Origin of the sequence: Henriciella marina DSM 19595, assembly GCF_000376805.1 — a bacterium.
Classification (GTDB): Bacteria; Pseudomonadota; Alphaproteobacteria; order Caulobacterales; family Hyphomonadaceae; genus Henriciella; species Henriciella marina.
Map to the genome: position 1 here is coordinate 2,989,432 of NZ_AQXT01000002.1, position 26,091 is coordinate 3,015,522.

A 26,091-nucleotide genomic window follows, 5' to 3' on the forward strand; every position below is an offset into this window, starting at 1 on the left:
GGGAAAAGGACGCTAAAGGTAGGCGTCAATCCAGTGGCCAATTTCGGCCCGATTGGTGACGTGGCGACCGGACGCCTGGCGGTCGACGTTCCCAATGTCACCCCAAAAGCGCTTAAGCCCAGTTCCTCTGAAAATCCCAGTGAAGAGGCTCTTGGGTCTATACTTTGATTTTTCGAGAGGGTGGGGGGGGGGGGGGCTGCCGCGTTTCGCTGGAGATATCGGCTTTCGTATCGTCAATTCAGGCCTTCCTTGCCTTCGATCGTGGAAATACGTATCCCCGGTGCTGGGCGCTGATCACACGGACAGGACGTGACGATGATTGGTCTAGGCATTGGTTTGCAGGCCGTGCTCGTGCTTGTTGGCATCTTGGTAGCCCGCGCCGCGATCACCACTGCGAGAACGCCGCAAGGTGCAGCAGCCTGGGTCGTGTTCCTCGTTTCTTTTCCGCTTCTGGCATTACCTGCCTTCGCGGTCTTCGGCAGCGTCTCCCGCCTATCTTTCGGGAGGGCGGGGCACCACGTGCAGGCGCTCGCAAAACCCGAAGAGGGACGGCTCGACAGTTTCGCCAACCTTGCCGCGAACCCGCCGACCGATGGCAATACAGTCAAGCTTCTTGTGGATGGACAGGCGACGTTCGATGCAGTTTTCGCCGCCATAGACGCGGCAGAACGTGAAATACTCGTCCAGTTTTACATCATTCGATCCGACGCCATCGGCCACAGTCTGAAGGAGCGCTTGATTCAGGCGGCAAAGCGCGGAGTTGAGGTCCGTGTGCTTTGCGACATGGTCGGTTCATTGTTCCTTGGGTTCAGCTATGTCCGCGCCCTTCAGGCCGCAGGCATCGAGATACACGGCATTCCGGGCCCACATCGCGCGCTGGGCCGCATCGGCGTGAATTTTCGCAATCATCGCAAGGCAGTGGTGATCGACGGTTCGCTCGGGTTTACCGGGGGGATCAATGTCGGAAACGAATACATTGATGGGGGGAAGAAGTTCGAGTCCTGGCGTGACACACACCTCAGCATCAAAGGCCCGATGGTGGCACAGCTGCGCGATATCTTCGCGTTCGATTGGGAGGCGGTGACAGGCAAGAAGCTACCATTTCTCCAATCCGCCGCCCCGCCAGACGTTGATGGCCCTCAGCGCGGCCTCATGATGGGATTCGGGCCAACCGACAGGCTCGAACGCGGCAGCCTGCTACTCTGCGGGCTTGTCAATCTTGCACGTCACAGGCTCTGGATCGCGACACCCTATCTGGTGCCGCATACCGATCTGTTGACGGCGCTTCAGCTGGCGTCATTGCGCGGCGTCGAGGTGCGCATCCTGATCCCGGAGCCCTCTGACAATATCATAGCCTGGTATGCATCGCGCAATGCCGCGCGGGGACTGAAGGAAGCGGGGGTTCAGATTTGTGCCTACCAGCCGGGATTCATGCATTCCAAAGTTATGCTGATTGATGACGATATCGCGTCGGTCGGCACGGTTAATCTTGATATCCGCTCGGCCCTGCTGAACTTCGAACAGACTGCGCTGATTGAGGACCGGTCCTTCGCGCTCGATGTTGAGTCCATGCTGGAAGAGGATTTTTCAAGGTCGCGCCCGGTCGCGGTTCCAGGGCCCTGGCATGTCCGATTGCTGGCCCCGGTTGCCCGGCTGTTTGGTCCACTTCTCTGATGCAGCGCCTCCGGATCGTCAGCTGGAATATTCGCAAGGCCGTCGGGCTTGATTGGCGCCGCGAGCCTGAGCGCGTCCTGCGCGTGCTCAAAGGGCTCGAACCCGATATCGTGCTATTGCAGGAAAGCGACAAACGTCTGCCACCTCGCCCGCCGGCCCTGCCCCTTGATCTCGTGCGGCGGGCAGGATGGACCGCCATCGACGCCGATCCCGAAACCCCCTCGATTGGCCACCACGGCAATGCGATCCTGCTGAAGCCGGATCTGGAGCTGCAGACATTTACCGCGCTTGATCTGCCAGGACTGGAGCCGCGCGGCGCGGTACTGGCGACAGTGACCAAACCTGACATGAGCCTGACCTTGGGCGCTCTTCATCTTGGATTGCGACGACGAGACCGCCTGGCCCAGATGGCGCATGTCCTCGACGCCGCGCATCAGTTTGACGGGCCGATCGTGCTTGGCGGCGATCTGAACGAATGGCGTAAGACCAAAAGTCTCGTGCCGCCGGGGTCAAACTGGACCGAAATCGCGCCCGGTCCTTCCTTTCACGCATCAGCGCCGCGCTTCAGCCTGGACCGGTTCGTGATCAACGGACCAGTGACTGTTGGTGGCCATGGTGTGGTGTCGAGACAAACAGCAGAGCGCGCTTCTGACCATCTGCCGATCTGGATGGATATTGAACTAAACGACTAAACAATATCACCCAACGGGTTCCGGGGTATTTGGAAAGGCTAGTCGGATCACGCTGGCCACTCAATCTGCCCGCGCCGCTGACAATACTATTAACGGTGCTGTTCGTGCGCCAAACTCTTTAGAAGCAGTTTTCTCCAGAGCCATTCTTTCATACCATCTGGATTGCTGAGGCCCATCCGTTTGAGGTGGTCGGCGTAAGCGGCAGCTTGACTGCGCGAGGGCGCCGTCAGGATGGCTGAGGCCGCGTACTGGAAAGCGCTCAGGCGAGAGCTTGTTTTGGCCTGTAGCCGGTCCAGTGCAAGGGAGAGTTCCTGCTCGGTCTCAGACAATTCGGTGCCGAAGGGAAACGCAGGGAGGTCCTGCTTGTATGGCGAGAGAGCTTCTTGGATCGTTTGCGGCACATTCTTGCGCCAGGCTTCCGGTACGGCGAAATCTGCACGCAGCTTTTTGGCGGCTATGGCATCCTTCACCAATCCGTCAATGAAGCGTGCATCGGTGATGGCGAGCATGCGTTTCACGCACTCTTCATCGGGCTGGCCGCGCAAATCCGCGACACCATATTCGGTGATTACAATGTCGCGGAGGTGGCGAGGCACAGTCACATGCCCGAAGGACCAGACGATATTGGATTCAAGACCTGCGCTGCTTTCGCGCGTAGCCTTCAGGAGGATGATTGAGCGGGCGTCTTCAAGCTCATGGGCCTGGGCGACGAAATTATACTGGCCACCGACCCCGCTCACGACCCGGCCATCTTCAAGCGCGTCTGAGGTGATCGCGCCAAGACAGGTGGCCTTCATGGCAATATTGATGAATCTGGCATCGATGCGTTCGCGCCGGCGGATTTCTTCATTGCCGTAGAGGGCATTCACATCATCAACGGAGGTCATATTGATCAGCGAGAGGATCTCCTCGGGCGCTTCACGTAGGCCGCGATAGAAATTCTGCGGCCCGAGATAAAAGCCCCCGTCGATGGTGATGTCTCGGCCTTCGTGGGCGCGGCGGCTGAAGATGCCGGCGCGCAGGATTTCAAACATGCCCTGCGTGAACATTTCGGTACAGCCATAGAGCCCTTGATCGAATGGGCTGTCGCCGCCCTCCTCTCCCGGGCCCCGCGGACCGGGGAGTGCCGAGACTGCAGCGCGAAAAGTAGCCGGGTTGGAGTGCCGCAACCGAACAGATTGCGCCGCGCCGTCGCCGAGGGATCCAATTCCAATCTGGAGCGTCCCGCCATCCTTTACCAGTCGCGCCGCGCGCAGCCCGATGGCATGGCTGGTCACATCAACGCGTGGGGCGGGCGGACCGGCGAGGTCATAGCCGCCAGACTGCAAGAAAAGATCAAATTCATCAGCGGGCACTTCCGCGTCATTCGACATGAAGGGCAGCCGGTCGTTCAGTTCACCGACGACAATGAAGTTCTCCCGGCCGACCTTGTCGCGCATAATCGGGATCAGATCGAGGCTGAGGTCGGAGTTGCAGGCGAGGCTGTAGCGCCCGTCGCGGCTTGCGATCATCTGGCCGAGGACATTGACGCGCTGGGCTACGATGCGGCGCATGGCGTGCGTGTAGTTTACGCTGTTATAGTGACGTTGTGCGTATTCATTGCCAAGCAGAGTGCCGGTTGAGAGGAAGAATTCTTCGACGGTAACATTCGGCGGGAGCGCACCATCTCGCCGGTCAGAGGCGTAGTGAAGGTCGGGATAGTCTCCGAACAACTTCTCCAGGATTGGCTCGCCAAATCGTAATCCCAGCCCAAGCGGCATCTTTGGGCGGATGATCGACAGAGCGGTGTAGATTGTCAGGTGGATCGAAGGGTCAGCCTTGGCTGTGGCGTAGAGCGCATTGGTGAGCAGGTTTGCCTTGCCGAGCCCGAGCGGCAGGGCGAGGCGGATATCCTTGCCAACGCGCTCGATAACCGCTTCTGCACAGGCGCCAGCTGATTTGAAGACGGGCAGGGTAGGAAAGTCCTGCCCGGGTGTTGCTTCGTCCATTCATGCCTCATTCGGTTCAGCCGGCGCGGGTTGGGCCGGCGGATTGTCCTGCAAGGATGCCTCATCCAATTGCCGAAGGGCAATGCAGGGGCCGCCGCGAAAGGGGGCAAAGCCCGAGCCGAATACCGCGCCGAGATCGAGGTGGTCTTCGGATCTTACAACGTCCTCCTCCAGGACGCGGCGCGCCTCCTCATAGAGCGGATTCAGCAGCCGGTCCTGAATTTCGTCGAGATTCGAGGCAGCCGTGTCGATTTCGTCTTTCTGCGGTTTGCCGTCGGACCACGTGTAGAACCCCTTTCCGGTCTTCTTGCCGAGATCGCCGGAGTCGACCTTGTCACTGAGGCGTTGCGGCGGATCCGCGATGTGGTCCAGATCGCGTGCGAGGACACGGCCGACTTCGAGGCAGATGTCGAGGCCGACCGTATCGGCAACTTCCACAGGGCCCTGCTGCATGCCGAAACTTTCTGCCGCCTTGTCTACCTCTTCTGGCTTATGCCCCTCATCAATCAGCTTCATGGCTTCGAGCAGGTAGGGTGTCAGGATGCGGTTCACGAGAAAGCCTGGCGCGCTTTTGACCGGAAGCGGCAGCTTGTCGATCGCTTCGATGAAGGCGAGCGCGCGGGCCTCGGTTTCCTTGCTGGTTTTCTCGCCTGACACCACTTCCACGAGCGGCATCTTTGTCACCGGATTGAAGAAGTGTAGGCCGACGAACCTTCCTGCGAGGGAAGTAGGCAGGCCCTCGGCGAGTCTTTCGAGCCGTATGCTGGATGTGTTTGTCGCGATGATGGCGCGAGATTTGAGCTTGTCCTTCAAGCCATCATAAATCTTCTGCTTGATCTCAGCCTTTTCCGGGCCAGCCTCAATGATAAGATCGGCGGAGCGCACGCCGTCGCCTTTGGGGTCCGGGATCAGGCGGTCTTGCGGGTCGCGAATATCATCTGAACGGTCGTGCTTACCGTCAATCCAGTCGTGGGCACGCCCCATCGCTTTCGCGATTACGTCGATATCTACATCCTGCAGCGTTACCGAGAATCCGTTCATCGCGCTCCACATGGCGATGTCGGCGCCCATCGTGCCAGCACCGATCACATGAACATGGGAAATGCCGTGGCCCTCCGGGCGACGGGCTTCGCGCTTCAGCGCTTCGCGCCGCAAGAACAGACCGATCAGGTTTTCCGCGGCATGGGTCTGGCTGAGCTTCACGAAGGAGCGGGCCTCGGCCGAAAAGGCGTTGTTGCTGGCGGTTTCGTCTTCAAACAGGTCAATCAGCGCATACGGAGCCGGATAATGATCCTCGCTGAAGCGTTTGGCGGTCTCCTTCCGTGCCCGGCTCGCAATGAAGCGCCTGCCGGGAGAGGAGATTTCGATTGTGTGCTTCAGCTCGCCGATCAGGCCGCGGTTCTTCCGTTTGCCGGCTTCGGCGGCTGCGTGGGCAGCAGCTTCAAGGTGGCGGTCAGGCACCGCATCGCGGACGAGACCGATCGATTTAGCCTTGCGCGCATCAATTGTTTTGCCGGTCAGCATGAGCTGCAGCGCCGTAGCAGGCTCCACAAGACGCGGAAAACGCTCTGTCCCGCCGAGCCCCGGATGCAGGCCGAGTTGGACTTCGGGGAAGCCGAAGCTCGCCGACTGGTCTGCGACCCGGTGGTCGCAGGCGAGAGCCACTTCGAGTCCGCCGCCAAGGCAGACGCCGTGAATGACCGCAATGGTTGGGCAGGGCAGGGCTTCGAGGCGGTTAAGCGCCTTATGTCCCTGGTCGATCAGCGCCCTGAGGTCTTCCGCGCTGGCGCCGGACAGCTCTTCAATATCCGCACCTGCGATGAAGCCGCTTTCCTTGCCGGAGCGGATGAATAGGGCCTTTGGCGGATTTTTCTCGATCTCGTCGAGACAGGTCTCGAACTTTTCGAGTGCTTCCCGGCCAAGCGTGTTTTGCGGTTTACCAGGCACGTCCATGGTTAGCGTGGCATAGCCGCCGGCCTGAGTTTCAAGGTGCCAGATTTCATTGCTGCGGGCCATTATGCGGCCTCCGCGTCTTGTTTTTCGTCGGGTTTGTGTGGCGCGCCTGGTGAGAGGGCAGAAAGCAGCATCCCGCCGCCTTGTCCGCCGCCGATACATTCAGTGGCGATCCCAGTCTTCTGGCCAAGCCGCCGCATCGCATTCAGTGCGTGCAGGACAATCCGTGCGCCGCTGGTGCCAACAGGGTGTCCGAGGCTGATCGCGCCGCCATCGACGTTGAGGCAGTCTCGGTCAATCGTGCCAAGTGCGCCATCAAGGCCGAGTTCCTCACGGCAGAACTTGTCACTTTCCCAAGCCTTGAGACAGGCGAGGACCTGATGGGCAAAGGCTTCGTTAAGCTCCCAGAGGTCGATATCTGAAACGCCAAGCTCATTGCGTTTGAGGATAGGTGTCACCGAGTGGACAGGGCCAAGGCCCATACGCGCGGGCGACAGCGCGGCCCATTCGCTGTCCTTGATCTCGCCGAGCGGTTCCAGCCCGTGGTCTTCCACAAAGCGCTCCGACGCGACGATCATCCAGCAGGCGCCATCAGACACCTGAGAGGAATTGCCTGCCGTGACATGGCCATAGGGTTTTTCGAAAACTGGCTTGAGCGTGCCGAGCTTCTCGACTGAAGAGTCCGGGCGAACGCCGTCATCTTTCTTGTAGAGTTGTCCCTCAGGCCCGAAGACCGCATCAATCTCCTGCTCGAGCCAGCCATTTTCATGGGCGCGCGCAAGTCTTTTGTGGCTTTGCACGGCATAGGCATCGGCGTCCTTCCGGCTGATATCCCACTCGTGGCGGAGGATTTCTGCCGTCTGCCCCATCCCAAGATCAACAACGGTGTCGGTCAGGCCTTTTTCGACGCCGATCACCGGTTCGAGCATGTTGAAACGGAATTTGCTCACCGCCTCGACCCGGCCAAGCAGGGACTTGGACGTGTTGACGTCGGCGAACCAGTCGACGGCGTCCTCATTCAAGAGCAGCGGCGCATGGCTGAGGCTTTCGGTACCGCCAACCATCAGGCAATCATAATCGCCAGCGCGTATATAGCGGAAGGCCGTATCGACCGACTGCATGCCGGAGCCGCAATTGCGTTGGACCGTCCATCCTGGCATGTCCCTGCCGAGCCCCATGCGGAGTGCGGCGACGCGGGCGGGATTGGTCGCTTCAGCGCCGGGTGACCCGCAGCCGAGAATGACTTCCTCGATCTTGCCGGCAAGGTCCGGATTGCGCAGCAGGAGGAGCCGGCCCGCCTGAACGGCGAGATCGACAGCCGTAAAGGGTCCTGGCTTACCGCGCGCCTTGAGAAAAGGCGTTCTGTTTCCGTCGACGATATAGACCTTCATGCTGAGAGCTTCTCTGCTTGTGTGATATCGGCTTGTTCAAACCGGGACGGGTCGAAACTATCGACTTCGATCACTTCACGCACCGCGCGGTGGAGATCGCGCAACTTGCCGGCTTCCTCGGTCGAAATGATGTCGGCCTTTTTCGCTGCCTCAGTGTTTTCGACGCCTTTTTCCTTCATCCGCCTCTTTATCGGTTCGCATTCGATCATCATGGCGAGCGCGCGTTCGAGAGCGGCAAGCGGATCGGCACCTTTGCCGGTGAACACGCCTTCGGTCAGACGCTCGCGAGTTGCGCTTGGGCGCTGCAGGAGGTCTGCAACCGCCTTGTTCATGGCGTCCGTAGGGCCACGGCGCCGCTTGCCACCGGTCTGGGTCAGCATCTTGATGGTCCAGCCCCAGAACCCGTTCGGGAAATTGTCACCAACTTCGGCCAGCTTGCCATGCATGCGGGCGATGCCGTCGGCAAAAATCCAGTCGAGCAGCGGCTTGTCAGCTTCTGGCTGGCCGTCGGCCTCAAACCGTTTGAGTGCGCCGGACAGCAGGAAGAGTTCGGCCAGAACGTCGCCGAGGCGGGCTGACAGGCTTTCCTTGAATTTGAGCTTGCCACCAAGGATGCCGAGAGAAATCTCTGAGGCGACCGCGAGATTGGCACTGTAGCGAGCCAGTTCCTGATAGTATGGCTTGAGAGTAGTCTTCTCCGGCGCGCTCGCAAAGCGGCCACCTGTCAGGCCATGGAACCAGCTGCGCCCGATATTTGCGATATCATGGCCGACATGGCGCCACAGTAGGGCGTCGAACTTTTCGAGAGCCTCTTTGCGGTCATCCAGTGCAACGGCCTGCATCTCTTCGAGAATGTAAGGGTGACAGCGGATAGACCCCTGTCCGAAGATGATCAGGCTCCGGGTGAGAATGTTTGCGCCCTCGACCGTGATCCCGATCGGGATGGCACGATACGGGGTCTCGAGGTAATTCTTTGGCCCGACGCAGATTGATTTGCCGCCGTGCACGTCCATGGCGTGGTTCACGCTTTCGCGCATGCGTTCGGTCGCGTGATACTTCATGATGCCGGAGGCGACACCAGGATGGTGACCGTCATCGAGGCCGATCGTGATGAAGCGGCGCGCAGCTTCCAGCTGGTAGGCAGAGGCACCGATCGGGGCGAGCTTCTCCTGTACACCCTCAAACTGGCCGATATTGATACCGAACTGTTCACGCACGCGAGCATAGGCGCCGGTCGATTGGGCGGAGACCTGGCAAGCGGCTGTCGCCAGTGACGGCAGCGAGATGCCGCGGCCCGCGGCAAGCGCGCCCATGAGCATCTTCCAGCCTTGTCCTGTCTGTTCCTGACCGCCAAGAATCTGGCTGATCGGCACGAAGACGTCCCGGCCCCAGCTTGGGCCGTTCTGAAAGGCGAGCCCGGACGGGATATGACGGTCGCCCGCATCTACACCCTTCAGGGCGGTCGAAACGAGCGCGACCGTGATACCAAGATCGGTCTTGTTACCCAGCAGGCCGTCCGGATCCTGAAGCTTGAAGGCAAGCCCGATCAAGGTCGCGACCGGGCCAAGCGTTGTGTACCGCTTTTCCCAGTTGAGCCTGATACCAAGCGTCTTCTCGCCTTCCCATTCGCCCTCGCACACGACACCGGTCGCCGTCATTGCAGATGCGTCGGAACCAGCTTCCACGCCAGTCAGCGCGAAACATGGAATCTCCTCACCACGCGCCAGGCGCGGCAGATAGTAGGTCTTCTGGTCTTCCGTTCCATACAGCATCAGAAGCTCACCGGGCCCGAGAGAATTGGGCACCATCACGGTGACGGCCGCTGACACGTTTCGGGTGGCGATCCGCTTGACGACTTCCGAATGTGCCGACGCGGAGAAGCCCAGCCCGTCATACTCCTTGGGAATAATCATGCCGAAGAATTTGTTCTTCTTCAGGAAGGCCCATGCGTTTTCCGGCAGGTCCATGCGCTCATGCTCGATTTCGTAATCGTCCAGCATGTCGCAAAGCTCGGCCAAGGGCCCGTCGATGAATGCCTGCTCTTCAGGCGTAAAACCGTGGGACCGAAACTCCCGGAAGCGGTCCCAGTCCGGTTTGCCGGAGAAGAGATCCGCCTCCCACCACGTATCGCCTGCCTCAAGTGCCTGGGCTTCCGTGTCAGAGAGCCCTGGCAGCACCGATTTGTACCACCCCATCAAAGGCCGGGTAATGAGGTTGCGCCTGAGACTTTTCAGAGGGTTGGCCATATCTGCCTTCGATCCGTGTTCATCCTTCGCTTCGGATAAAGCGCACTGGTGGCATGTCAGGTTCCGTCAAACTGCAGGTTACCGGAACGGCGCGACGGAACATTCGTTACGCAAAAAAGACCAGTCGCAGAAGGCGTACCTCCCATGCATCGTTTCACCATTCTCGCCCTTCCAGTCCTCGCAAGCACGGCCCTGATACCGGCCCATGCCGACAGTTTTGCCATCAGCGAGTATTCCACTTCGGACCTTGGACGCGCAAATTCGGGCCGTGTGACACAGACCGAGGATCCAGCCGCAGCCTATGGCAATCCCGCGCTCATGACACGGTTCAATAGGCCCGCCGTTTCGGTCGGGCTCAGCGGCATTCTTGGCAATGCGGAGTTCGAGGACAAAGGCTCGATTGATGCCCTGGGCAATCCGCTCGGCGGGGAGACCGACGGCTTCCTGTCTGACGCTGCGCTCCCAGCAGCCCACGCCGTCTATCCCTTAAACAGGGACATCGCACTCGGCCTATCGGTGACGGTGCCATTCGGACTCGCAACGGATTACGAGCGAGACTGGCCGGGCCGCTATCAGGCGCTGGAATCGGAGCTGCAAACCATCAACATCAATCCGAGCCTGGGCTATCAGATAACCGATGATCTCTCATTCGGCGTCGGTCTCAACGCGCAATACATCGATGCCCGCCTGACGAGCGCGATTGATTTCGGTGCTGTATGTCTGAACCGGGCCGGGCCTGCGACCTGCGCGCCAGCCGGCCTGGTCCCGCAAGCGTCAGACGGTCTGGTAGAGATCGAAGGCGATGACTGGAGCTTTGGCTGGAATGTGGGCCTTGCATGGGCACCTCACCCAGACTGGCTCATAGGTCTGCACCATCGCTCCTCCATCGACCAGAGACTTGAGGGCGACGCGGATTTTACCGTCCCTGCCATGGCAAGCTTCCTGACAGCCAGCGGCGCCTTCACCGACACGTCGGGCCGTGCCGCCCTCGATCTTCCGGGAACCACAGAACTCGGTATTCGCTGGCAGGCGAGCGAACGCGCAACGCTCTACGCCAGCGCACAATGGACCGAATGGTCCAGCATTGAGGAGCTCCGGGTCGATCTCGAGAATCCGGTCCAGCCGGATTCGGTCGAAGAGCTCAATTACGAGGATGCAGGCCGCTATGGGATCGGGGGCGATTATCAGATTTCCGATCAGTGGACCGTCCGCGCTGGCTATGCGTTCGATGAAAGCCCTGCCCCTGCGGAATTCCGCACCGCGCGCATCCCTGACAATGACCGCCACATCATCGCTGTCGGGACGACCTGGAGCCCAACGCCGGAGTGGGATGTTGATGCCGCCTACAACCGTGTGAGCATTGAGGATGCCGACTTCGACCGCACGGGCGAGTTCCGTGACCGCGTCATCGGCACGTTTAGCGGACATGCAGACGTATTTTCGCTGAGTGCGACGCGCCGCTTCTAGGTAACCCAGTAATTCTGGGCATAGTAATTCAAGTCATGAGGTTCGAGATTGAAGCGATTGCCGCGAAGCCGACGGCGAGGGCCATTGTCGAGCTCCAACGCGGGGGCCGAGGAGCGTCGCCTTCCGGCACAAGGTCTTCAATAGTCGTCGCCACCAGAAGACCGGCAATTGCAGCAAGACATATGCCCTGAACTTCCGGTGGCGTACCTCTCAGGAGCAAGTAGCCCAGGGCGGCGCTGAGAAAGATCGGCAATGTGATGACTGTCCCCGCGATCAGCCGTGTCCGGCGCGAGACATTCCGTTTGCGCAGATTGGCGCTGGCGGCAAAACCACCGGGCAAGTTAGCGACAAGCTGTGCGCCAGCCAGGAAGACGCCGAGTTCCAGCGATGCCGCCGAGCCTGCACCGGTAATCAGACCGTCGCTAACGAGGTCTGCCATGATCGCAGCATAGACCATCCAGGCACTGGTCGTGCCGCCGGCGCGTTTGGAAAATCCGTTGACAGCCTTGGCCATCCCGAGAGACGCGATTGCGCCACCGATAAAGGCAAGGGCGATGCCCCACATCACCATCGAATCCATGGCGCGGGGCATGAGCTCGACCGACACGATTGCGATCGCGATCCCGGCTGCGCCATGCAGCAGCGCCCCGTTCACCCAGCGCGGCGGTCGCATCATCTCGGCCAGGAGTACGCCGCCAATATTCCCGAGTGCCGGGAGGGCGGCAAAGGCCAGAACGCGCATGAATTCGCTCAAACTATCATCTCAGGGATGGACAGCCCGGCAGGATCAGCCCGGCGAGGCCACTTGCCAGAACAGCGAACAGGGAGAGGCCGAGCAGGTAGTTAGTCACCGAATGAAGGAAGACCGGAACATCGTCATCAAATGGTGGGTCTGGCTGCACCAGTTTCCGGGCCATGATGAAAACGAGGACCAAGGCAAGGCATGCAACGAGCGTGGCGATGATGATGCCCCATCTTATCGGCGCGGTGCCGAGCCCGCCCGCCGCGCAGGCGACATGCTGGCCGCCATATACCACGCCGAAATGCAGCGCCCAGACCAGAGGTCCGGACATACTGGTCAGTGTGAGGCGGATAAATTGGGTGTCGCTTGGCGGCTTGCTCATGGGCCGCCTCCCATGATGTGCGGGAAGCCGTGGATGAGCAGAAGCCCGACCAGCGCCTGCCCGACCACATAATAGAGCAGCAGCGTCGTATTCTCGAGGCTGGCCCAGCGAACCTGGTCGAGGAGGCCTGCCACATGACGGGCCGCGCAGAACAGTGACATGATGCTTATCGCCACAATGATCTGGGCCGAGACGATACCGGCCATAAAGACCATCGCGCCATAGCTGGTCTCTGTCGGACGCAGGCCGTTCGACCAGTGACCGTAGAGTTCGGCCGTTATGCCTGCAATGGCGAGGGCGGCGGAGACGAGAATGAGGACCGGAACGACGAGCCGGCGCTCGCCCGGCTCGGGCAGAGCCGACTTTGCCAGCCGCATGACGATGGCCGAAGCGATGAGGAGTCCCGCAGTGGCGAGCGGCCATGAGAGGGGAGGCAGGAAGGCGCGCCCGGCCTGCCAGACTTCGGGCGAGACCGTCCACAGATAGAGGTAGGAAAAGACGTAGGAAAGGAAGATAGATCCGGCGACGATCATCAGCACGATCATCGCCCACCAGCCATGCGCCATCGGGCCGGTGACATAGACAGGCAGCTTGTAACCGCCACCAATGTCGACCGGGCCTTTGTCCGGTCCCTTGTCGGTATTCCAGACCCAGACCAGGCAGGAGACAATGGCAATCACCGCGCAGATGATGGCCGGTATGACCACCTTGACGGTCAGCAGCAGGAAGCAGGCGGCGGTAAAGACGGCGGCGGCGACATGCATCCAGCCGGGGCCAGGCATCTGGATCACATATTGAGGCCGTGCATGCACTGGCGATGTGACGATGGTCTCGCGCCCACCGGTTGGGGCGTTGGGCAGGTACTGCTCGCCTGCGGCTACCGAGCGAGGGAGGTCAGGATCGTCCCAGAGCGGGTAGCGGCTGTAGACGTGTGGGATCGAGCGGGTCGAGTAGACGTCCTGTGGCAGGAATTCGAGCGTGCCGGCCCCCCATGGATTGTCTTTCCCGCCTTCGCCAACGCGGAAGTTTCTGATGAGATCGATGATGAAGACGAGCACTCCGGCCGCGATCATGAAGGCGCCGATGGTCGATATCAGGTTGAGCGGGCCCCAGCCCATGACGTCGGAATAGGTCCATATTCGTCGGGGCATGCCCATCAGGCCTGTGAAATGCATCGGGAAGAAGGAGACGTTGAAGCCGATGAACATCAGCCAGAAGGTGATCTTGCCGAGACGTTCCGACAGCTGTTTCTTCGCGATGATGGGAACCCAGTAATAGAAGGTCGCAAACAGCGGAAAGACCATGCCCCCGATCATCACATAATGCATGTGCGCGACGATGAAGTATGTGTCATGCGCCTGCCAGTTGAACGGTACCATCGCGACCATCACGCCGGTCAGTCCACCGATCAGGAAAATGAACAACATCCCGACAACGAATAAGGTCGGCACGTTGAATTCGAGTTTTCGGTCAGACGAAGCAAAGGTCGCAATCCAGGAAAAAAACTGGATGCCGGACGGGATGGCCACAGCTATGCTGGCCGCAGAGAAGAAAGCCATCGACAGGGCCGGAATGCCCGTCGTGAACATATGATGGACCCAGAGGCCGAAACTGAAAAACCCGGTTGCGATCAGGGCGACCGTGATAAGATTGTAGCCGATGAGCGGTTTGCGCGCCGCTGTCGGCACAATCATAGAGACGAGACCGGCCGCTGGCAGGAAGATGATGTAAACTTCGGGATGACCGAAGAACCAGAACAAATGCTGCCATAGCAGCGGGTCGCCGCCCAACTCTGCGGAAAAGAAGGGCCAGCCAAAGGCCCGTTCGATCTCCAGCAGCATGGTGGCAAGGATCACCGCCGGAAAGGCGACCATGATCATCCCGGCAAAGATCAGCATGGCCCAGCCAAAGATCGGCAGCTTGTCGAGCGACATGCCCGGCGGGCGGGTTCGCAACACGCCGACGATGATCTCGATGGCGCCTGCAATGGCTGAGATCTCGATGAAGCCGATGCCGAGCAGCCAGAAGTCCGCATTATCGCCAGGCTGATAGTCGGTCAGTGTCAGGGGCGGGTACATGAACCAGCCGCCAGCAGGGGCAAGGTCATAAAAGATCGTTGAGAAAAAGACTGCTCCGCCAACCACATAGGCCCAGACGGCAAAGGCCGACAGACGCGGAAAAGGCAGATCGCGCGCTGACAGCATCTGTGGCAGGAGCAAGACCCCAAGCGCTTCCATCGCTGGCACGGCGAACAGAAACATCATCGTCGTGCCGTGTACGGTGAAAAGCTGGTTGTAGAGGTTCTGGTCGACCAGCTCATTGCCCGGCATGGCAAGCTGGGTGCGCATGACGAGCGCGAGGATGCCAGCTAGCACGAAGAAGACAAAAGCGGCGCCAAGATAGAGGATGCCGATCACGCTGTTGTTCACGGCCGTCGGAAGACGCCAGCCTTTCGGCGTCGCCCAGATGCGTAGCAGTTCTTCTTCCTCCCCCTCGGGCCGTGGCATCGGGCTAATCGTCTTGCGTTCGGTTGATGACGGGTCGCTCATCCTTCTCCCCTCAATGTGTAGAGCAGCGCAAGACCGCTGGCATAGGTGATTAGGACGGCAATCGAATCTACACCCATGCGGAGAAACGCTCTGTCGCGTCTCTCGGCCACGCCCATGATGAAGAGGCCTGTGACAGTTGCGCCAAGAAGGGCTGCCACAGCGGCAAACTGACCTACGCTTGCCATGATGGCCTGCTGCGGTGCGATAAAGTCGACCACAAAAAGAAGCGCGACATTCAGAATGTTCGTGCCGAGAATGTCAGAAATCGCCATGGTGTAGAGCCCTCGTTTCATCGATGCGAAAACGGTGCTTGCTTCTGGCAGCGAGGTTGCGATGGCTACGAAGGCGTAGCCCATGAAGGATGAGCCAAGCCCGCTCTGGGCGGCTATGGCATCGCCTGTCAGCGCAACGAGCGAACCTGCGAAAAGAATAACCAGCGCTGCCATCCCGGTGCGGATGCCAAGGCTGGTATGACTGATCGACATCGGGTCTTCTTCGAAATGCGCAGGGACGTCCTCTTTCTCGACATTCGCGATCCAGGGCTCTCGCTTGTCGGCCTCGACGAGTTTGTGCATCGAATAGAGGGCGCCAATCGCGAGCCCCCATGTCCACCAGCCTGCGCCAGCCAGGGCGTAGTCGCCAACGATCGCGGCGATGGCGACGGCGCAGAGCAGGCAGACATTCAGTGCCCCCTGCAGCATAACAGTTGGGTCTGGCACGATCGCTGTGAGAGCTCGTTTGCCGTAGACCAGGTCGGCGACAGCGAGGACCGCGACCTGCATGACAATACTGCCGAGAAGGTTGTTCACCGCCAGAGGGGCGTTGCCGACCGAGGCTGCCGTGACGCTCGTCGCGATTTCAGGCAGCGAAGTGACGCCCGCCAGTAGAAGCAGCCCCATGAGCGCTTGCCCAAGACCGCTGCGACGAGAGATCTCGTCGGCATAGGCTGCCAGTCCTGCACCGGCCATCCAGACGAAGAAGGCTGCCATGGCGAACACCGCCACATTGACCGGTAGGCTGAGGGAGGTCAGATCGGACATTACTCCAGCTGTCCAAGCCAGTCTGCGATGCTGGCCTGCTCCTCTGCTGAAAGCATGTCATAGGCTGGCATCAGATTGTCTGGCTTCAGTGATTTATGACGCTTCAGCCAGGTCAGTATGGCATTACGGTCGGTCGGCAGGAGGCCGGCACCGATCGTCCTGCGGCTGGCAATATGCGTAAGGTCCGGACCAACGCTGCCTCGCGCGGAGGTGCCCCGGACTGTGTGGCATCCGCCGCAGCCGGCCTGCAGGAAAGCTCGCTCGCCCTGCGTACCGGTGAGGGCCGCCGACCCTGCCTCTTCAGCGAGCCATGCGTCGAAGTCTGCCGGGTCCATTGTGACGACCGAAAAAGCCATGAAGGCATGCGCCCCGCCGCAATATTCCGCGCACTGTCCGCGCACGATGCCGGGCTCTTCTGCGACGAGGGTGAGTGTATTTGTCCGCCCCGGGATCATGTCGACTTTGCCAGCATAAGCCGGCACCCAGAAGCTGTGTATCACGTCGCTTGAGGTCAGTTCGAGTTGGACCGTCCGCCCGGCCGGCAGGCGAAGCTCATTTGCGCTTTCTATCGCCTCGCCATCGTCGCCAAGATAGGTAACGCGCCACCACCACTGCAGCCCGTCCACCCGAATGCGGAGCGGATCTCCTGCAGCTGTTGTGGAGTTTGCGGGCCCTGCTCCAAGCGCCAGGAAGCCGTAAACCAGCAAAGCCGACAGGACGACGGTCGGGAAGGCGATGCCTCCCCAGATGACGATGTTATTGGATGCGAGCCACCGCTTCACCCGTGCCGGGGCGAAGAATGCGGCGGCGATTGCTGCGATCACGAGCAGGAAAATGACCGCTGATCCGGCGGTAAGGATAATTGTGAGAAGAAGTGTGCGGTCTGATTCCTGACCGCCACCTGACAACGCAGACTGCTCGCCAGCGCATCCGGCGAGGAGGCCGATACTGATGAGCAGAAGGGCCACGGACCACCTCATTCACCCGGTCCCGTTGTGGCGGAACTCGTATCCGCCGCGCTCGCTTCTGTAATCTGGCTTGCATACCAGGCGGACACATCCCGAATTTGCTCATCCGTGATCCGGCCGATGGCTTCGCGCATGAGCTCAGCGTGCGCGGTGTCGCTCGGCGGGGCATCGCGCCAGAGCTCGAGCTGGTTGCGCAGGTAGACCGCCGACTGGCCGGAAAGGCGCGGATAGGCGGTACTGCCATTACTGTGATGACAAGCCTGACAAGCCGCCACCCGCCTGGCAGGCACGCCGTCAAGCGCGATCTGCCTGCCCGCGTCGAGATCGGCGTCGGCGAGGGTGTTGTCTGCATGGGTCGGCGAGTCGAGGTTGGCAAACCAGGCGGCGATCTCGTCCATCTGGGCTTCGGAAATTTCTGCGGCAACCGGTTCCATAAACCCGCTCTCGCGGCGATTGGCGCTGTAATCTGCTAGTGCGCGGCGCAGATAGGTTTCCGACTGGCCGCCGAGCCGGGGCACCCGGTTGCTCGTGGGCGGCCCGTTCGCGGTGTCATGGCACTTGGCGCAGGTCGCCAGAGAGGACGTGGAAAGTCCTTCCGTGATCAGCTCTGCCACGTCCGGTGCTGCAAGGTTGGCATTGCCGCCCGCGAGGGTGAGATAAGTCTCCTCGTCCATATTGGGCAGCGCCTTCAGAAAGGCGACCATTGCCCAGACTTCGTCGGTCCGCTTTGTCGCGGCCCAGCCGGGCATGCCGGCATATTGGAGGCCATGCGTGACAATCCAGTGGAGCTCGCTCGGCTTCCAGTTATCGGCGTGTTCGTTGAGTTGCGGCGGAACGGGCAGCATTGCCTGATAGATCGGATTGACCGGTTCGTCCGGCCCGCCATGACAGGGCGCGCATCCGCCCTGGAAATGGGCTGCACCCAGCGTGATCAGGTTCGGATCATCAAGGTCGGGCACCTCCAATTGCCTGGCATTGGCTTCGACCGAATTACGCATGCCGAGTTCGAGAAACCAGTTGAGCCACCCAGGATGCCCTCTGCTGGCGGCGACGCTGTAAACACCCGACCAGGCCACCAGAAAGGCACCTGCGACACCAAGAAACGCAAGGGCAATCAGCCCGTAGACGATACGACTCCAGGTGAGTGTGACGTTCAATTTCATTCCCGGTGGCTGCCCCTTTCGTGCGCGGAGAGGTTTGAGAGCCACCGGGCAACCATATAGACGCTGGCGCCGATATAGGTCAGAGGGCAGGCGACGAGCATGATGAGGCCGGCAAGCTGCTGGTCGCGGAACATCGCCATGTGCGCTGGCGCTGTCGCTTCTCCTCCGTGGAAAAGCAGTCTCGGCGCAAATACCATGAGGGCGGCCATCAGGCAGACGATCTTCCCGGTCAGAAGGAGCGCGGGAACTGCTTCCAGTCGATCGTGGCGTACCGCTTCGAACATGCACGCCCAGAACCAGACAGCACTGGCCAGCAGACTACCGATCATCAGCAATTCGCCAAGCGCGAAATGGGCCACGCTCTGCATCCCTGCGGGGCTGTGCCACAGGATGAAAAGAACAAGCTGCGAAATGGTCGAGACGATGAGAGGCGACCTGCCAACTGGCAGGTATCGGTTCGGGTGCCAGATCCAGGCAAGCGCCGGAGCAACGATGCTCATCGCGAAAATGTGCGTGAGCATATGCCGGGTCAACATGCCCGGCGTAAGCCGTTCGATGCTCAAGCCGATCATAAGAGCGGCGACCAGGATAGAGAATGTCGCCAAACGGGCTCGGCTGGCTTTGCGCCTGCGTGCGGCAGCACTACCTGGAGACGTCGGAAGCGACGTCGCAGACCGAGGGGAGATTGGCGGATTTTGTTGCATCCGATACAGAATTCCGTCCGGCTTCCGCCAAACAACGTGAAGGTCCCGCACCGGTTCCGCTGGACGTATGGCATGTCCGAGACGTGGCCAATTCGGGTGCATATGCTGGGGTATGGACTGAACGTTCAGGTTGCGCCGTGGCGCGCAATGCCGGTTTAGTCTGACAGTGCCGTATTGAGCCGTTCAGCGAGTTGCTCGCAGTTCCGGGTTATTGCTTTCCAGTCCTGATGGCTCTGGAGATCCGGTGGTGCCAGCCATGAGACGCCGACGGCAACCACGTTCGGAAGGGTCAGATACTCGCTGACATTGTCCAGCGAGATACCACCACTCGGCATCAGTTTGAGCTCGGAGAGCGGTGCCTGAAGGGCCGCGATGTACTTCGGGCCCCCTAGCAGGGATGCAGGAAATATCTTCTGGACCTCAAACCCGGCGAGATAGAGCCCAAGCGCCTCGCTGGGCGTGCTGACGCCTGGGAGAACAAGTTTACCAGAGCCGAGCAGGGACGGGACAAGAGCCGGCGGTGTCGCTGGCGTCACGAGAAAGTCAGCGCCCGCCTCAAGTACTTCGGCAACGTCCCGGTCACTCGTGATAGAGCCCGCGCCAACTATGATGTCCAACCGGGCATTTGCAATCTGTCGAATGGCCTCGACCGCAAAACGGGTCCGTAGCGTCACTTCGATGGCGCCAATTCCGCCCTCTATCAACGCGCCAGCAATATCGACCGCCATTGCCGGGTTCTCGATCGTGACGACCGGAACCGTCGCAATTTCCATCAGGGCTTTCAGCGAGGCATCGACGCTTGTCACCGGTGATTGTCCATTAAGGGCGTCCATGAGTTTGTCCGCATCCCCCTAGAAGAAGCTTGGCAACGTCAGAGACAGGGCCGGAACGAAAGTGATGAAGAGAAGAGCGACAACCAGCGCGCCGTAGAAGGGCCAGATTGTCTTGACCGCGTCTTCCACCGGCACCTTACCAACTGCGGATCCTACGAAAAGTACGGACCCAACCGGAGGCGTGACCAAACCGATGCCAAGATTCAGCATCATGATGATGCCGAAATGTACAGGGTCGACGCCGACTTGCGATACGACTGGAAGCAGGATGGGCGTGGTGATGACAATGAGGGGTGACATGTCCATGAACGTGCCAAGCACGAGCAGGATCACGTTCACGATCAGCAACACCAGGATCGGATTGTCCGTCGCTGTCGTGATGAGTTCAGCGAGCCGGGTAGGCGCTTCCAGTACTGCAAGCGCATAGCCGAACGCGCTTGCGGCTCCGATGATGAGGAGCACCATGGCGGTGATCTTGACTGATTGCATCGCGGCCTGGCCAAAACGCTGCCAGCCGAGCGTGCGGTAGACGAATGCGCCCACCAGTATTGTATAGATAACCGCCACGGCAGACGATTCTGTTGCCGTGAAGATGCCGGACAGGATACCGCCCATGATTATTATGGCGGTCATGAAGCCCGGGATTGCGAAGACGAGTGCGCGAACAAAAGACTTCCAGCCAGGAAAGACCCCGCGGGCATATCCGCGCTTCACGGCCACGACCCATGCGACCACCATAAGGAGCATGGCTGTCAGCACGCCTGGAACGATCCCCGCCAGGAAGAGGTCGCCGATGGGCACACCGATGCCGGACGCTGCTGAGTAGATGATCATGTTGTGAGACGGAGGAATGAGAAGGCCCACAATAGCGCCGGTCACCGTCACATTGACGGTATAATCGGCGTCATAACCCTTCTCCCGCATCAAGGGCATCAGTGTTGAGCCCATGGCCGAAGCACTTGCGATCGCCGACCCGGACACGGCACCAAACATGGTGGATGCGCCGATGTTTACAGGCCCAAGCCCACCGCGGACCCGGCCAAATGCTGCCTCAGCCACCTGAACCAGCCGCTGCGCGATGCCTGACCGGTACATCAGGTCTCCTGCAAAGATAAAGAACGGGATCGCCATCAGGGTGAAGACGCTCACGCCGGCGGCCATGCGCTGGAATACGACGCCAAGCGGAATATCAAGCGCGACGAAACAGGCGATGGCGGCGGCGAGCAGCGAAAAGGCGACTGGCACGCCTATGGCGAGACAGATCACCAGGACGGCGAGGAGGATGATCAGTTCCATCGTGGATCCTCCTCATCTTCGACCTTTTCGCCTTCGGCCTCTTCAAACAGCCGTTCGAGAGCGAAGACCACGATGAGTGCACCTGCTATGGGAAGGCCTGCATAGGCGAGACCACGTGGTAGCCCGAGTGACGGAATGGTGTGGTCCCAGGTTCGCAGAACTAACTCGCCCCCCCAGATCACCATCGCCAGACCGCAGCCAGCGACCACCAGGTCGGAAGCGATTCGTAAAAGCCGCTTGCCCGGTGGCGGCAGCGCATTCTCTACCGCCACGATCCTGATGTGAAATCCTTCACGGACGCCTGCGGCAGCGGCGAGCGACACGTACCAGATCATGAGGGTGAGAGCGGCTTGTTCGGACCATGACGGACTTGAATTCAGCACGTAGCGGCCAAAAACTTGCCAGCCGACGATAAGCGTCATGGCCACAAGTCCGAGTGCGGCGACCTTGACCAGGAGATCGGCAGCATGATGCGTAAATGTTGCAAACGCTTTCGTCATGTTGCTCCACCCATTTCGGCGCCAATCGCAACAATGCGGTCGACGATTGCCTTTTGTTCATCAGTGGTGATGAAGCGGTCCCAGACCGGCCGCATACGTGACTGGAACGCCGACAGGTCATCTACCTCGTTGACCTGGACACCGGCCTGGGAGAGTTTTGCCTTGGCGGCCTCAACCCTCGCTTCCCAGAGGCTGCGCATATACACCACGGAGCGCTTCGCAGCGCTCTTGATGAGATACCGGTCCTCTTCTTTCAGCTTGTCCCATCGGCTCTTGGACATCACGAGCGCTTCTGGCGCCATGACATGGCGAGTGAGACTGTAATAGGGCGCGGCTTCGAAATGCCGTCCGCTTTCATAGGACGGCCAGTTGTTTTCGGCACCATCGATGACGCCTTGAACAAGTGCCTGGTACACTTCACTAAGAGACATGGGGGTCGCATCGGCGCCGAGAGCGCGGATCATGGCGACATAGAGATCAGAGTTCTGCACCCGGATCTTCATTCCCTGCATGTCATCCGGGGTCCGGATAGGCTTTTGCGTGTTGTAGAAACTGCGCTCGCCGGAATCGTAATAGCAGAGGCCGATCAGATTGTGTTTTTCCAGCGAGGCCAGAATGGCTTCGCCTTCCTCCCCATCGAGAATGCGGTGCAGATGGGCCTGCGAGGTGAACAGAAAGGGCAGTGACGGAACGACCGTCATCGGCTCGATCGCATTGAGCGGTGCAAAATTGACCCGGTTGAGATGAAGCCCGCCAAAAGTCGTAATCTCCAGCGTGTCACGTTCGGAACCAAGCTGACCGCCAGCGTAGACCCTGATATCCAGCCTGCCGTCCGTTTCGTTTCGGAGAAGTTCCGCCATGTAATTCACGGCGCGGACCGTGGGATAGTCTTCCGGGTGGTGGTCGGATGACAGCAAGGGACGGCTGCTCGCCCGATTGCATCCGCCTGATGCCAAAGCGAGTGCTGCGCTGCCTGCTGCAAGAACGTTTCGCCTTGACAGACTAGCCATCGCTAAACGCCAACCGTGTCGCGCCAGAGAATGCGCAACGTGTATATTTCTGCGTTCATCGCGAACTTCGTGGCGCCTTCAGGCACTGTTCTTCCTCCCTTCGGACCTGCTGCCTTTCCGACAGTCTGGATGGTCGTACCTCACTGATGAGGTGACTGCATGGTAACCGGTGTCATACTAAACGCAAGTATGATTTCGAACGGGCGGCTCCGGAACTGAACTTACAGAAAGTCTTCGGCGTTTGCTTGCTGAATTGCGAGCAGACTTGAACGATCAAGCGGGCGCATGCGCCTCGATCTCCGCGCGATATGCTGCTCCCTGAAGATCAGCCAGGCATTCCTTTCGTAGCTCGAGAGCTCGGCAATAAAACGGATGCGTTAGTGGACCCAGCGTTCGTCGAGAAGTTCTATCTTGTCACCATGGACCCGGACTTCCCAGGCCGGATCGGCTGGTTGCCCCGCTGCGAAGAACTCATAGATCACTGAGCCGTCTGTCTGGGTGCTTTCAATTGTCCGAACGGGAATCTCACCCTTGCTGGCGACGCGTGCGATAGATCTTACGGCTTCAGGCACATCGTCCCAAGCGAGGTCGCGCTGGATTTCAACAATGGTGGCTGCTTCACCATCCATCAGCACGTCGAATTCGAGTTCCGAACCATCCGCTAATTCGCCTTCGACATCGTAATAGGTGCGGCCATCCCGGACCTTTCGTAGAACTTCCGCAATGGTGAAGTCAGCCTGTTCAGCGGCGATGGCGTCAGCGACGGAGGTGGGCAGAGCCGATGGCTCAATCTCCGTAATCGCAACATCTTCACCCGTCGCGCAGGCGACGAGCACAAGACCGGCAATTGCCGTAACGGTGAAGTTTTTCATAGGTGTCGTGGCTCCTTAGGTGCCCCACTGGACGAAGGGGACTTTGGCGAAAAGTTCGCGCTCTCTATTGCGAGGATCATTTATCAGCCGTGTCTCGGTGTCGAACACCATGGTCTGGCGGTCTGGTATTGCATGCTGATCCCATTGCGGCAGGCCCGCATGGTTCGGGTCGCCATGCCGCGCGAGGCTGATGAAGGCAGAGGAGAGCTGATCGGCAACACGCGTCGCCGCAGGGCCGGTGCCGGACATCGCGCTTGGCTGGGCCAGATTGTCGAAGGCATGTTCGATGTCGATCTTATGCGGGGCGCCCCGCCCGGGCTCGGCGGCTGGCAGATCGAACTGATACACCCAAGTAGGGGCGCCCTGGTACGCTCGGGCGTCGGCTTCTTCGACCTGTCCGCGCCAGCTTCGCCCAGCTGTTGTCGCCTTGAACATGATCTCCGCGGGGCTGAGGCCGGGAAACCAGGAGCGGTAGCTTGTGATCACGCTCGCTGGATGAATGTCACACCGCATCTGTGCCGCCAGATAAGCTGGTAGCGTGTCCCAGGTGAGGGCAAATGCCGTGTCATTCCATAGAAAGGCCTTGGTCTCATCTGCGGTGTTGCCAAGGATCATCGGTATGCTGGCCGACTGGGCCGGCGCATCGGGCCAGAAGGGATGGCGGGTCAGCATGCGCTCATCGAGAACCGGGCCGAAATAGATGTTGTGGGTTTCGTTTACAGGGTCGTCGGCGGTGAGGCCCTCAAGCAGCATCTCAACCGGGGCGGTCTTCAGTTCTTCTGGTGAAGAGAGGCAAATTTTATCCAGGTAGCGCGATGCCCGCAACGTCGCGTTCAGTGGGCCGGAAGCCGTGACTTGCTGGCCGCTCATCGTGGCAGCTGCATGGAAAAGGCCCTTTGCAGCAGGGCTCGCCATCATGGTTGCGATCTTGGCGCCGCCGCCGGACTGACCGAACACCATCACACGATCCGGGTCCCCGCCGAACGCCGCCGCATTCTGCTGCACCCACTGCAGAGCAAGTATAAGGTCCCACTGGCCAGCATTGCCGCTGTCGGGAAAGGTCCCGGGAAAAAGCCGATCGAGATAGAGGTAGCCGAAAGCGTTCAGGCGATGGTTTACGGTGATGACCACGACATCGCCTTTCACGGCTAGATTGGTCCCGTCATAAAGCGGGGACGATCCCGAACCGTTCGAATAGGCGCCGCCATGGATGTAGAACATGATCGGGCGCTTTGCCCCGTCATTCAGGCCTGGCGTCCAGATGTTGAGGAACAGGCAGTCTTCGCTCTCTGTGACATTTTCTGCGCGTTGCGGGCAGGCTGGGCCGTACTCCTCGGCGGTTATCAAATCCGTGCGCCGCGACGCAGCAATGGGTCTGGCAAAGCGCGACATCGAGGTGTCCTCACCATAACGGACCCCCCTGAAAACGTGGATACCGGAATTGTTTGTCAGGCCTCGATAGTCGCCAGACGTTGTTTTCACGGGACTTGAGGTCGACTCAGCAGCGGCCCTCAGTCCGCCTGCCAGCGATGCTGCAGCTGCACTCGTCAAAATGGCGGAACGCCGGGTCATCTTCATGGGGAAACCCTCCTTTGGACTGACGCCGCCGACACCTTCAGCGCCTGACGTCGAGCCCACTTCCGCTCATGGCTTCCTCGACCTCCTGGATCGTGGTGAGGTTCCAGTCGCCCGGAATGGAATGCTTGATGACGCCAGCTGCGGTCGCGAAATCGATGGTTCGCTGGGGGTCGAACCCTTCGAGCACGCCGTGGAGAACACCTGCGGCGAAGGCGTCGCCGCCGCCAATACGGTCGATCACATCGATCATCTCGTGCGGCGTAGATTTCCAGACGCCGCTGCGCGTGTAGAGCTCACCTGAAAGTGTCTGGTTCGAAACTGCTTCCTGAGCGCGCGTCGTACAGGCGACCGAAGTCAGTGCAGGGAACTCAGTAAAGGCATGCGCGACGGCCTCTTCGCGTGAGCTGAACTCTTTGCCCGTGATGAGCGCGATGTCGCGCTCATTGATGAAAGCGGTGTCTGCGTGGACGAGGATGTCCCGAAGAATGCTTGGCCCGCTTCCGCCCCAGGCGGCCCAGAGCGCCTCGCGATAGTTGCCATCGAAGGCGACTTTCACATTAGCTTTCTGCGCTGCGCGGACAGCCGCCTGCGCAGCTCTCATAGGTTCAGGGCCGACCGCAGGGGTGATGCCTGAAAGATGTAGCCAGTCGGCACCGTTGAGGACTGATGCCCAATCATACGAACTTGCTCGCGTATTGGCGAACAGGGAATTAGCCCGGTCATATACAATTCGCGATGGTCGGCGCACGGCGCCAGTTTCGAGGAAATAGATGCCCATTCGGCCTTCGCCTGCCAAGACATGGCGGGTGTCCACGCCCTGGGCGCGGAGCGCTTCGCTCATTGAGTGGCCGAACGGATTGTCTGGCAGCGCACTGACCATGCCCACGTCATGTCCGAAGCGCGCCAGCGATACACCTGCATTCGCTTCCGCCCCACCAAAATGGACGTCGAACCTCGGCGACTGCATCAGGCGTTCATTGCCTGGCGCTGTAAAGCGAAGAAGAAGCTCTCCGAAACAGATGATGCGCCCAGCCATTGTGACT

Annotated in this window: 21 protein-coding genes; 3 read left to right on the forward strand and 18 right to left on the reverse strand. The window is 60.0% G+C overall.

Annotated features, from left to right (window positions below; translation table 11 throughout):
* Nucleotides 1–315 precede the first annotated feature (315 nt).
* Both cls and F550_RS0114915 read left to right on the forward strand, forming a co-directional pair.
* Nucleotides 316–1,674 carry a cardiolipin synthase gene (cls, locus tag F550_RS0114910; protein ID WP_018149381.1) on the forward strand — a complete coding sequence of 453 codons (1,359 nt, stop codon included), beginning with the start codon at nucleotides 316–318 and terminating at the stop codon, nucleotides 1,672–1,674.
* Complete coding sequence (locus F550_RS0114915; RefSeq protein WP_018149382.1) at nucleotides 1,674–2,366, forward strand: endonuclease/exonuclease/phosphatase family protein; 693 nt, start codon at nucleotides 1,674–1,676, stop codon at nucleotides 2,364–2,366. Before cls ends, F550_RS0114915 begins: the two co-directional genes overlap by 1 nt.
* Nucleotides 2,367–2,455: 89 nt before the next feature.
* On the opposite strand, the gene F550_RS0114920 is transcribed toward F550_RS0114915, so the two are convergent.
* Genes F550_RS0114920 through F550_RS0114935 form a run of 4 tightly spaced genes read right to left on the reverse strand, consistent with a single transcriptional unit; the run spans nucleotide 2,456 to nucleotide 9,944 of the window.
* Nucleotides 2,456–4,354: an acetyl-CoA hydrolase/transferase C-terminal domain-containing protein gene (locus F550_RS0114920; protein WP_018149383.1), complete on the reverse strand. Its 1,899-nt coding sequence runs from the start codon at nucleotides 4,352–4,354 to the stop codon at nucleotides 2,456–2,458.
* Nucleotides 4,355–6,370 carry a 3-hydroxyacyl-CoA dehydrogenase NAD-binding domain-containing protein gene (locus F550_RS18035; RefSeq protein WP_018149384.1) on the reverse strand — a complete coding sequence of 672 codons (2,016 nt, stop codon included), beginning with the start codon at nucleotides 6,368–6,370 and terminating at the stop codon, nucleotides 4,355–4,357.
* Entirely contained in the window at nucleotides 6,370–7,698 is a 1,329-nt protein-coding gene (locus F550_RS0114930; protein ID WP_018149385.1) for an acetyl-CoA C-acetyltransferase, read from the reverse strand. The genes F550_RS18035 and F550_RS0114930 overlap by 1 nt, the downstream gene beginning before the upstream one ends.
* On the reverse strand, nucleotides 7,695–9,944 hold the full coding sequence (locus F550_RS0114935; protein WP_040500565.1) for an acyl-CoA dehydrogenase: 2,250 nt from the start codon (nucleotides 9,942–9,944) through the stop codon (nucleotides 7,695–7,697). The genes F550_RS0114930 and F550_RS0114935 overlap by 4 nt, the downstream gene beginning before the upstream one ends.
* Before the next feature lie 144 nt (nucleotides 9,945–10,088).
* Between F550_RS0114935 and F550_RS18040 the strand changes: the two genes are divergently transcribed.
* Nucleotides 10,089–11,411: an OmpP1/FadL family transporter gene (locus F550_RS18040; RefSeq protein ID WP_018149387.1), complete on the forward strand. Its 1,323-nt coding sequence runs from the start codon at nucleotides 10,089–10,091 to the stop codon at nucleotides 11,409–11,411.
* A 28-nt stretch (nucleotides 11,412–11,439) separates the two neighbouring features.
* Here F550_RS18040 and F550_RS0114945 read toward each other — a convergent pair whose 3' ends face one another.
* The 14 genes from F550_RS0114945 to F550_RS0115010 form a co-directional block, all read right to left on the reverse strand.
* Complete coding sequence (locus tag F550_RS0114945) at nucleotides 11,440–12,165, reverse strand: ZIP family metal transporter (protein WP_018149388.1); 726 nt, start codon at nucleotides 12,163–12,165, stop codon at nucleotides 11,440–11,442.
* Nucleotides 12,166–12,169: 4 nt separating this feature from the next.
* A complete protein-coding gene (locus tag F550_RS18045; RefSeq protein ID WP_018149389.1) occupies nucleotides 12,170–12,535 on the reverse strand; it encodes a hypothetical protein in 366 nt (121 codons plus the stop codon).
* Nucleotides 12,532–15,084 (reverse strand): cbb3-type cytochrome c oxidase subunit I, encoded by a 2,553-nt coding sequence (locus F550_RS0114955; RefSeq protein WP_018149390.1) that lies wholly within the window; start codon nucleotides 15,082–15,084, stop codon nucleotides 12,532–12,534. Before F550_RS0114955 ends, F550_RS18045 begins: the two co-directional genes overlap by 4 nt.
* Nucleotides 15,081–16,124, reverse strand: a complete 1,044-nt coding sequence (locus tag F550_RS0114960) for a sodium:calcium antiporter (protein ID WP_018149391.1) — start codon at nucleotides 16,122–16,124, stop codon at nucleotides 15,081–15,083. The genes F550_RS0114955 and F550_RS0114960 overlap by 4 nt, the downstream gene beginning before the upstream one ends.
* The gene (gene coxB / locus F550_RS0114965; RefSeq protein ID WP_018149392.1) at nucleotides 16,124–17,092 is read right to left on the reverse strand and encodes a cytochrome c oxidase subunit II; all 969 of its coding nucleotides are present in this window, start codon (nucleotides 17,090–17,092) and stop codon (nucleotides 16,124–16,126) included. Before coxB ends, F550_RS0114960 begins: the two co-directional genes overlap by 1 nt.
* Before the next feature lie 8 nt (nucleotides 17,093–17,100).
* Entirely contained in the window at nucleotides 17,101–18,255 is a 1,155-nt protein-coding gene (locus tag F550_RS0114970) for a c-type cytochrome (protein ID WP_018149393.1), read from the reverse strand.
* The gene (locus F550_RS18735) at nucleotides 18,252–19,061 is read right to left on the reverse strand and encodes a cytochrome c oxidase assembly protein (protein ID WP_083911016.1); all 810 of its coding nucleotides are present in this window, start codon (nucleotides 19,059–19,061) and stop codon (nucleotides 18,252–18,254) included. The genes F550_RS0114970 and F550_RS18735 overlap by 4 nt, the downstream gene beginning before the upstream one ends.
* Nucleotides 19,062–19,114: 53 nt before the next feature.
* Nucleotides 19,115–19,792, reverse strand: coding sequence for a bifunctional 4-hydroxy-2-oxoglutarate aldolase/2-dehydro-3-deoxy-phosphogluconate aldolase (locus tag F550_RS0114980; protein WP_018149395.1), 678 nt, complete (start codon nucleotides 19,790–19,792; stop codon nucleotides 19,115–19,117).
* 18 nt (nucleotides 19,793–19,810) lie between these two features.
* Nucleotides 19,811–21,088 (reverse strand): TRAP transporter large permease, encoded by a 1,278-nt coding sequence (locus F550_RS0114985; RefSeq protein WP_018149396.1) that lies wholly within the window; start codon nucleotides 21,086–21,088, stop codon nucleotides 19,811–19,813.
* On the reverse strand, nucleotides 21,079–21,588 hold the full coding sequence (locus F550_RS0114990) for a TRAP transporter small permease (RefSeq protein WP_018149397.1): 510 nt from the start codon (nucleotides 21,586–21,588) through the stop codon (nucleotides 21,079–21,081). Before F550_RS0114990 ends, F550_RS0114985 begins: the two co-directional genes overlap by 10 nt.
* Complete coding sequence (locus tag F550_RS0114995) at nucleotides 21,585–22,505, reverse strand: TRAP transporter substrate-binding protein (RefSeq protein ID WP_018149398.1); 921 nt, start codon at nucleotides 22,503–22,505, stop codon at nucleotides 21,585–21,587. Before F550_RS0114995 ends, F550_RS0114990 begins: the two co-directional genes overlap by 4 nt.
* A gap of 470 nt (nucleotides 22,506–22,975) precedes the next feature.
* Nucleotides 22,976–23,470, reverse strand: coding sequence for a hypothetical protein (locus tag F550_RS0115000; RefSeq protein ID WP_018149399.1), 495 nt, complete (start codon nucleotides 23,468–23,470; stop codon nucleotides 22,976–22,978).
* 15 nt (nucleotides 23,471–23,485) lie between these two features.
* The gene (locus F550_RS0115005; RefSeq protein ID WP_026180817.1) at nucleotides 23,486–25,048 is read right to left on the reverse strand and encodes a carboxylesterase/lipase family protein; all 1,563 of its coding nucleotides are present in this window, start codon (nucleotides 25,046–25,048) and stop codon (nucleotides 23,486–23,488) included.
* Nucleotides 25,049–25,085: 37 nt separating this feature from the next.
* Nucleotides 25,086–26,084, reverse strand: coding sequence for a sugar kinase (locus F550_RS0115010; protein ID WP_018149401.1), 999 nt, complete (start codon nucleotides 26,082–26,084; stop codon nucleotides 25,086–25,088).
* Nucleotides 26,085–26,091 lie beyond the last annotated feature (7 nt).

Excerpts from the sequence above, each read along its gene's own strand:
- cls (WP_018149381.1), top strand. The coding sequence starts at position 316 with ATGATTGGTCTAGGCATTGGTTTGCAGGCCGTGCTCGTGCTTGTTGGC.
- F550_RS0114915 (WP_018149382.1), top strand. The coding sequence starts at position 1,674 with ATGCAGCGCCTCCGGATCGTCAGCTGGAATATTCGCAAGGCCGTCGGG.
- F550_RS0114920 (WP_018149383.1), bottom strand. The coding sequence starts at position 4,354 with ATGGACGAAGCAACACCCGGGCAGGACTTTCCTACCCTGCCCGTCTTC.
- F550_RS18035 (WP_018149384.1), bottom strand. The coding sequence starts at position 6,370 with ATGGCCCGCAGCAATGAAATCTGGCACCTTGAAACTCAGGCCGGCGGC.
- F550_RS0114930 (WP_018149385.1), bottom strand. The coding sequence starts at position 7,698 with ATGAAGGTCTATATCGTCGACGGAAACAGAACGCCTTTTCTCAAGGCG.
- F550_RS0114935 (WP_040500565.1), bottom strand. The coding sequence starts at position 9,944 with ATGGCCAACCCTCTGAAAAGTCTCAGGCGCAACCTCATTACCCGGCCT.
- F550_RS18040 (WP_018149387.1), top strand. The coding sequence starts at position 10,089 with ATGCATCGTTTCACCATTCTCGCCCTTCCAGTCCTCGCAAGCACGGCC.
- F550_RS18045 (WP_018149389.1), bottom strand. The coding sequence starts at position 12,535 with ATGAGCAAGCCGCCAAGCGACACCCAATTTATCCGCCTCACACTGACC.
- F550_RS0114955 (WP_018149390.1), bottom strand. The coding sequence starts at position 15,084 with ATGAGCGACCCGTCATCAACCGAACGCAAGACGATTAGCCCGATGCCA.
- F550_RS0114960 (WP_018149391.1), bottom strand. The coding sequence starts at position 16,124 with ATGTCCGATCTGACCTCCCTCAGCCTACCGGTCAATGTGGCGGTGTTC.
- F550_RS0114970 (WP_018149393.1), bottom strand. The coding sequence starts at position 18,255 with ATGAAATTGAACGTCACACTCACCTGGAGTCGTATCGTCTACGGGCTG.
- F550_RS18735 (WP_083911016.1), bottom strand. The coding sequence starts at position 19,061 with ATGCACCCGAATTGGCCACGTCTCGGACATGCCATACGTCCAGCGGAA.
- F550_RS0114980 (WP_018149395.1), bottom strand. The coding sequence starts at position 19,792 with ATGGACGCCCTTAATGGACAATCACCGGTGACAAGCGTCGATGCCTCG.
- F550_RS0114985 (WP_018149396.1), bottom strand. The coding sequence starts at position 21,088 with ATGGAACTGATCATCCTCCTCGCCGTCCTGGTGATCTGTCTCGCCATA.
- F550_RS0114990 (WP_018149397.1), bottom strand. The coding sequence starts at position 21,588 with ATGACGAAAGCGTTTGCAACATTTACGCATCATGCTGCCGATCTCCTG.
- F550_RS0115000 (WP_018149399.1), bottom strand. The coding sequence starts at position 23,470 with ATGAAAAACTTCACCGTTACGGCAATTGCCGGTCTTGTGCTCGTCGCC.
- F550_RS0115005 (WP_026180817.1), bottom strand. The coding sequence starts at position 25,048 with ATGAAGATGACCCGGCGTTCCGCCATTTTGACGAGTGCAGCTGCAGCA.
- F550_RS0115010 (WP_018149401.1), bottom strand. The coding sequence starts at position 26,084 with ATGGCTGGGCGCATCATCTGTTTCGGAGAGCTTCTTCTTCGCTTTACA.